General features: G+C 35.3%; 7 protein-coding genes and 1 pseudogene. All 8 read left to right on the plus strand.

The genetic code is table 11. The features are described 5' to 3' along the window. Positions 1-167 precede the first annotated feature (167 nt). Positions 168-1388, plus strand: a complete 1221-nt coding sequence (locus tag KQI91_RS08510) for a hypothetical protein (RefSeq protein WP_216392405.1) — start codon at positions 168-170, stop codon at positions 1386-1388. Between the two features lie 48 nt (positions 1389-1436). Beyond that, a complete protein-coding gene (locus KQI91_RS08515; RefSeq protein WP_216392406.1) occupies positions 1437-2288 on the plus strand; it encodes a hypothetical protein in 852 nt (283 codons plus the stop codon). A 263-nt stretch (positions 2289-2551) separates the two neighbouring features. After that, positions 2552-2743, plus strand: a complete 192-nt coding sequence (locus tag KQI91_RS08520) for a hypothetical protein (RefSeq protein ID WP_216392407.1) — start codon at positions 2552-2554, stop codon at positions 2741-2743. Between the two features lie 13 nt (positions 2744-2756). After that, complete coding sequence (locus KQI91_RS08525; RefSeq protein ID WP_161285295.1) at positions 2757-2927, plus strand: hypothetical protein; 171 nt, start codon at positions 2757-2759, stop codon at positions 2925-2927. Continuing rightward, entirely contained in the window at positions 2924-4168 is a 1245-nt protein-coding gene (locus KQI91_RS08530) for a hypothetical protein (protein ID WP_216392408.1), read from the plus strand. Before KQI91_RS08525 ends, KQI91_RS08530 begins: the two co-directional genes overlap by 4 nt. 259 nt (positions 4169-4427) lie before the next feature. Next, positions 4428-4634: an excisionase gene (locus tag KQI91_RS08535; RefSeq protein ID WP_216392409.1), complete on the plus strand. Its 207-nt coding sequence runs from the start codon at positions 4428-4430 to the stop codon at positions 4632-4634. A gap of 95 nt (positions 4635-4729) precedes the next feature. Then, a complete protein-coding gene (locus tag KQI91_RS08540) occupies positions 4730-5953 on the plus strand; it encodes an integrase DNA-binding domain-containing protein (RefSeq protein WP_216392410.1) in 1224 nt (407 codons plus the stop codon). Between the two features lie 413 nt (positions 5954-6366). Beyond that, a pseudogene (locus tag KQI91_RS08545) lies at positions 6367-6606 on the plus strand (DUF6075 family protein); the annotation flags it as partial. Positions 6607-6713: the final 107 nt, after the last annotated feature.

Genomic DNA, 6713 nt, shown 5'->3' on the forward strand with positions numbered 1-6713 from the left:
GCCATGGTCACCAGAACTGCCAACACACATACGGAAACCAGTAAAAACAGAAACTCAGAAATAAGCATGCCGTAAAAACGGCATCTAATTTGTAAAGGTACTCGGGTTGCACCGTTTACCTTCGACTTATTACCAATGGGTGTGATATTTCGGAAGAGACGTCAACTTTGATAAAGGAATATTATGATTATATTACATACAATCAAGAATATGGAAATCATAAGATTATAATTTCTATAAGTAGTGACATATATCATAGACAAAGTGGGGGCAATCCAGAAAAAGCATATGATATCTATAAAAGCGTGTTTTCGAAGTATCCTTTAGTGGAAATTGCTTTGTATGATATTAGTAGTATACCGCTTGCGATAGGAAGAGCAGAATCTCTTGAAGAAGCAAATGAAAACATTGAAGCATACATGCCGCTTAAAAAGATTGAAGTCATGAGTAAAAATTCACATCATTACTGTGTTGCAAGAAAGTATTATAGACTTGAAGATGGAATTGACGAACTTATTATGTGTCCGATATATGTATCTGTTTATGGACGTGTACTTCATGCAGAAGATTCGCAGATGGAATTTGAACAGGAAGACAATACAGGTGTTAGTCTTGAATGTGAAAATTTGATAGATGCAATCAAAGAACATAATCGAGATGCAGAGTATTGTGTGGCTTGTATGCTTGCCAAACAGCTTGTTAAAGACACTTTGCTTGACGGGGACATTATTGTCAAGTGGTTTAAGTTTATAAATAGAAAACTCAATGGATATTCCGAACGAGTACGAGCTGTGGATGTAGATAATTTTAATAATCTTGCGGAGGACGGGACTAAATATAGCATATCAGATGATGAGGCTATTGCTGTTGTAAAAGAATGGTATGATGACGTTGGAGAAGATGGAGTTTTAAGAGTCAAAAAAATAATTAATGAAGTTTTTGAAAAACATCTTTTGGGAGAAGAGGGAATATATCAACGACAAAAAGCAGAAGTAGCAGAAATGTTAGTGAATCTTGCCAAAACCGCAAATACTATAGAAGCACCACAGGCTCGCGGTTTTATAAAAATAATTGCCCAACTGGCTAATATTGTAGAACGTGGAGAAAACGAAGAGCACTTTAAAAAAGAAAAAAGATATTTTGATAAACATGGGGAAATATTTGTAAAAGAAGATGAAGAAATAGTGCGTGGGCTACATCCGCAGTGGTCACATAAGGATTGCGTGAGATATGCCAATAGTGAAAAATGGATTAAATACTATTCTGGAAGAACCAGTGATGAGGACAAAATTCAGTTAATACGGCATCAAATGATACTCGAAGATATCCGAAAAAAATATAAAGCAAGTGATACCATAAATGCCATGTTGAATATTCAAGAAAAATAGAATACTAGTTTTATTTATTCTAATGTGGAAAGGAAGTGTTTCAGAAAAATGTGTGAATATTCGATAGTAGATAACGAAACAGGTGTAATAGTAGGAGTGATAAAGAGCGGAGACGTAATAGTTCCGGCAGAAGAAAGAAAACGTAGATGTGAAATGCGAAAAAAGCGTGAGGGCAGATACAGAAGCAAAGGAGAAAAATACATCTTTGTAAATGCGACTTTTGATTTTTCGGATTTACCACCGTCGATTGTCACGAAACTCATTTATCTTAGTACATATGCAGATTACAATAATTCCTTAGTTGCCAGTATTAAATCCAAAACGGCAATTAAACGATGTGATCTGCCTAAGATATTAGGTGTATCCAAAAGAACCAGTGAAAGATTCTGGGAAAGTGTTAAGGACAAGTATGTGCGAGAAGACGAAAATGGTTCACTTTGGTTGAATGACAGTATATTTAAGCGAGGAAAATTAAAAAACAAAACAGCTGTTGAATATCAGCAGTTTTATTTTAACGGAGTACGGGCGTTATACAAATCAGCTAAAGGAAAGAATCATAATCATCTGGGGTATTTGTTTCAGTTAATTCCACTTATCAACAGAGAGTGGAATGTTCTTTGTAAGAATCCGTTAGAAACAGAACTGGATAACATACAGCTTATCACAATGGAAGATTTTTGTTCCTATATCGGATATAAAAATACATCTAATATAAGCAAACTGAAAAAGATTTATGATGCGGTGGAGTTCGATGTGCGTGGGAAAAAACAAAAATTCTGTGCATTTACATACAACGGACTGGACACCACAAAAGCTAAGATATGTGTTAATCCAGAGATATTGTATGTTGGTTCTAATGGAGGACGTGTTGAGGTGTTAAAACTGTTTTTCAAAGAGTAAATTGTGCTCGTACTTTTTGACGCAACAATATTGCAGTCAAAAACACGGCTATTATGGGAACATCAAATAATAAAAATCCTTGAAAAATGTGCTGAAAATGCGGTTATTACTGTGCTTTTGGCACATTTGATTTTACTCGTATTTTTTGACGTTGCCAAAAAGAGATTTAATCAGCTGTGTGTCAAAAGGTTAGCACCTATAAGTACTAAGAATTGCTTTTCTTCTTCGGAGAATATGCAGTGAAAGCAAAGCGGAGGTAGCCAATGAAACAAGAGATTATATGTGATGTATGCGGTGAAGACTGCGGAATTACAAGTTATAGAATCCAATTCAGTGAAATTTATCATGGTTTGGAAATGCCAGTTGGAGATATACAGATTTGTGATGATTGTGCTTTAAGAATTGGAGAGTTTATCCAAAAGATGATGGGAGTGAGTAAGAATGCAATGCAATAAGTGTGGTAAGGAAATGGATATATGGGATAGACAGGAGAATTTTTCTATCAATGGTATCTGCGGATATGGAACAAAATATGATGGTTCCAAAATCCAGTTGAATTTGTGTTGTGACTGTATGGAAGAATTGATTGATACTTGCGTAGTGTCTCCTGTAATTATGGAAAGGGGGAGTGATGATTGAATCCAGATATAATATATACAACGGCTAATAACACAATTATCATATACGAAACAGTGTATGATAACGAGCTATGCTTTTGCATCGAACACGTGAAGAGCGAGCATAAGGAAATAGTAAACTATGATGAAGCCTTACTAAAATCGATTATCGACAAAATGGAAATTACAGGCGCATTGGTCTGTGACAGAAAGCGACATGAAAGAAGATTGCTGAAATTCACAGAGAAGAACGGACAAAATAGTGTGTCATTGAGAAAATATGTATATGCATATTATCATAATATTCCAGTAGATAAGCTTGATTACAAGAGGATTGATTTAGTAGATTCTTCTTGCTATAGCGATAATCTAATGGATTTACGAGAAAAAAATCTGTTTGCGCCAAGAGAAAGTGGGGAAAAATGGGTAGAGATAATAAACCGTCCTAATAATCCAAGAGAAAAATATATACTTACATGCCGAAACGGGCATATAAATATACAAGATTATTCGGAGAAACTGTATTCAATGTTAGTAGACAGAAGTATCTGTATTCCAGCTCCTAATAAAGGAAGTAGGCAAAGAGTACAAATTCATTACAAGCATGGACGCAAGGGGTATATGCTAATGAACTTATCGAGATTTGTATATATGTATTATCAAGAGTATGACTATGAGGGTTTTATACACAGGATTCCAGAGGCAGTCCGTAGCATGGGAACGGGAAATGATTGTGCCCATGTGAATGCAGATAATTGGAATAACTGTGTTTGTAATTTAATGGCAATGGAGCAATCCGTAAATATGCAAATGAGAGATTATATTAAAGCTTTTTCTGGTCGTTATTTTGCATTTCCTATTATGGTGCGTGAAGATGACAGAGAAATTGTTATTTTAGAGATAAGAAGTGGCAGCAGGTTCTTTTACTATAAGTGTTGCAGTTCGGAAGATTATCTTGATTTGCAGAAAGTGTTATTAGGCAAAGCGGTAATAACAACCCATGTAAAGACAAATATAGTTAATACTCGTGATCAGTTTTCGTGTCACATTCCAACACCAAAAGAAGAAGTTAGAAATACGGATTTAGTATCAAATAATGTGATAAGGCAATTCTGGAAGTGGTGTGATAACAGGGACAGGCTTTTGAATTTGTACAACACAGTGCCGTCTTTATTTACGGAATGGATAGCATGTGAAAAAAATATGAGCGTACAGATATTGCTTAATCAGATAGTCCCCGTTTTCCTTGGGGATATTGTCTGAAAAGTATAAAAAGGCGGTAACAAGGGGTTTTTCTATCATATAAGTAAAAAATATCTATTGGTTGTCAAAACGTTTTTGCTTTTTAAAATACGTGAAAAGGTACGGAAATATAGGGTTTACAGGGCATGAAAACAGAGGAAAAGTAAACACATATTACGGTAATGCCCGTGTTTACAACGGAAAATAAAAAGCAATTATGAAAAAATATAGCGATAATATCGGTAGTTATCGGCTTAACTATGGAGAAAAGAGGATTAGGATGGAAAATATAAATTGTATACCGTATTGGAATCAGTACACGTTGACTATTGAAGAAGCATCGGAGTATTTTCGCATTGGAGAAACAAAATTAAGGAAATTGGTACATGATAACCCAAATGCTAAATATCTTTTGCGTAATGGAAATCGTATTCAAATAAAGCGTGTCTTGTTTGAAAAGTTCATAGATTCCTTAGATGCCATTTGAAATTGTGAGTGAATTGTTGACAGCGGGAGTGTGGCATGGCATACTGAAATCAATGTTATGTCACATTCTTTTCAGCTTGGAAGAAAGGAATCATTATGAGCGAAAAGAGACGTGATACTAAAGGAAGAGTATTGAAAACAGGAGAACATCAGGAAAAAGACGGGAGGTATTCATATCGGTATACAGACAATATGGGAAAACGCCGTATTATAAGAAGTTGGAGATTAACCAATGCAGATGTAACACCACCGGGAAAGAAAGTGACACCCTCTTTGAGAGCGCAGGAACAGGAATTACAGGTACAAATATGCAAGGGAATATTTCCTACAGAAACGACTGTCTGTGAGCTTGTAGAGCGTTATATAACTACTAAAACGGGTGTGACGCATAATACAAAAGCTGGTTATAAAACAGTGCAGAATATACTGGAAAGAGAAGAATTTGGACATAAGCAAATTGATAAAGTTAAGTTCTCTGATGCAAAGATTTTCTTAATCAAGCTACAGGAAAATGGGAGAAGCTACAGTGCAATACATTCTATACGTGGTGTCTTGCGTCCTGCTTTTCAGATGGCATTTGAAGACGAGGAGATCGGCTACAATCCATTTAATTTTGAACTGGCAAAAGTTTTGATTAATGACAGTGTACAGAGAGAAGCATTGAAACCACGGGAGCAGAGATTATTTTTAAACTTTGTAAAAGAGGACAGGCATTTCAGTAAATATTATGACGGGATAGCCATTCTTTTTAAGACTGGCTTGAGAATCAGTGAATTTTGTGGTCTGACAGTGCATGATATAAATTTTGACGATCATACGTTTTCTGTCAATAATCAGTTACAGCGGACACGGGAGGGAGAATATATTATTGTTCCGACCAAAACGAGTGCAGGAAAGAGAGTTCTTCCAATGACAAAAGAAGTTGAGGAACATTTCAGAAAGATAATTGAAGAACGGGAGAAGCCACGCATAGAGCCTATGATAGACGGTAAAAGCGGTTTCTTGTATTTGGATAAAAACGGGAATCCGTCAGTTGGGCTACATTGGGCGCACTATTTCAAGCATATATGTCAGAAGTACAACAGTATTTACAAAGTGCAGATGCCTACAGTTACGCCACATGTATGCAGACATACATATTGTTCTAATATGGCTAGAAGTGGTATCAGTGCTAAGACGTTGCAATATTTAATGGGACATTCAGATATTAGTGTGACATTGAATGTGTATACACATTTAGGTCTGGAAGATGCACAGCAAGAATTGAAACAGCTAGAAAAGCGTGTAAATTCGCAATCTTCAAAGGTTGTCAATTTCTAAAATTATATTATTTATGCCGTGAAAAAGTGGAAAATATTATGGTGTTCCAGATTTAAGAGAAATGTACCAATTTTTGTACCAAACGTCACAGAAATTATAAGAAATTGTGAAAAGATATAAGACAAACGGGAATTTGTTAAAAGCTGACAAATGCAGTAAAAACAAGGACTTGAAAAGAAACAAGGAGATATAAGAACAATGATAAAAATACTATTTGTCTGCCATGGCACTACCTTAGCAAAATTCTGAAAAACCTTGATTTTACAGTATATTTTTGAACCAGTAGGGATGTTTTACTAAGTTTTTACTAAAGAGGAATCCCTAGCACGAATTTAGAAAAGTAACATATAGTATGACCTTATTAATTGGTAGAACAATTGGTAAGGTCCTTTTTTATTTCAAGGAGGTTCAAAATGAAAAGTACAGCGTTAGGAGCAGAAAACATTATTTTTATCAGTGATGCACATGAAAAATTCTACTATGAAAAATTACAAGAAGTACGGTATCAGGATGTGTACCATAAGGCATTGTGTTATTGTCTGGGTATTAATGGAGATACCAGAAAAAATGCTGACAGAATTTATAATTTTAAAACGGGGTCTGTTAAAACGAAATGTTTACATGAAGGATGGCAGACAAGCGTAACCGCCAAATAATCCTACGGTCAGATATAAAATCACTCCAACTTTTTGAGAGTTGGAGTAATTCACTACAAGTTACTTGTGATCTTTGATAAATTGGAGTTTTTCACTCCAGGGAG

The sequence above is a fragment of the Blautia sp. MSJ-19 genome (genome assembly GCF_018918125.1).
In the GTDB taxonomy this organism is placed as follows: Bacteria; Bacillota; Clostridia; order Lachnospirales; family Lachnospiraceae; genus Blautia_A.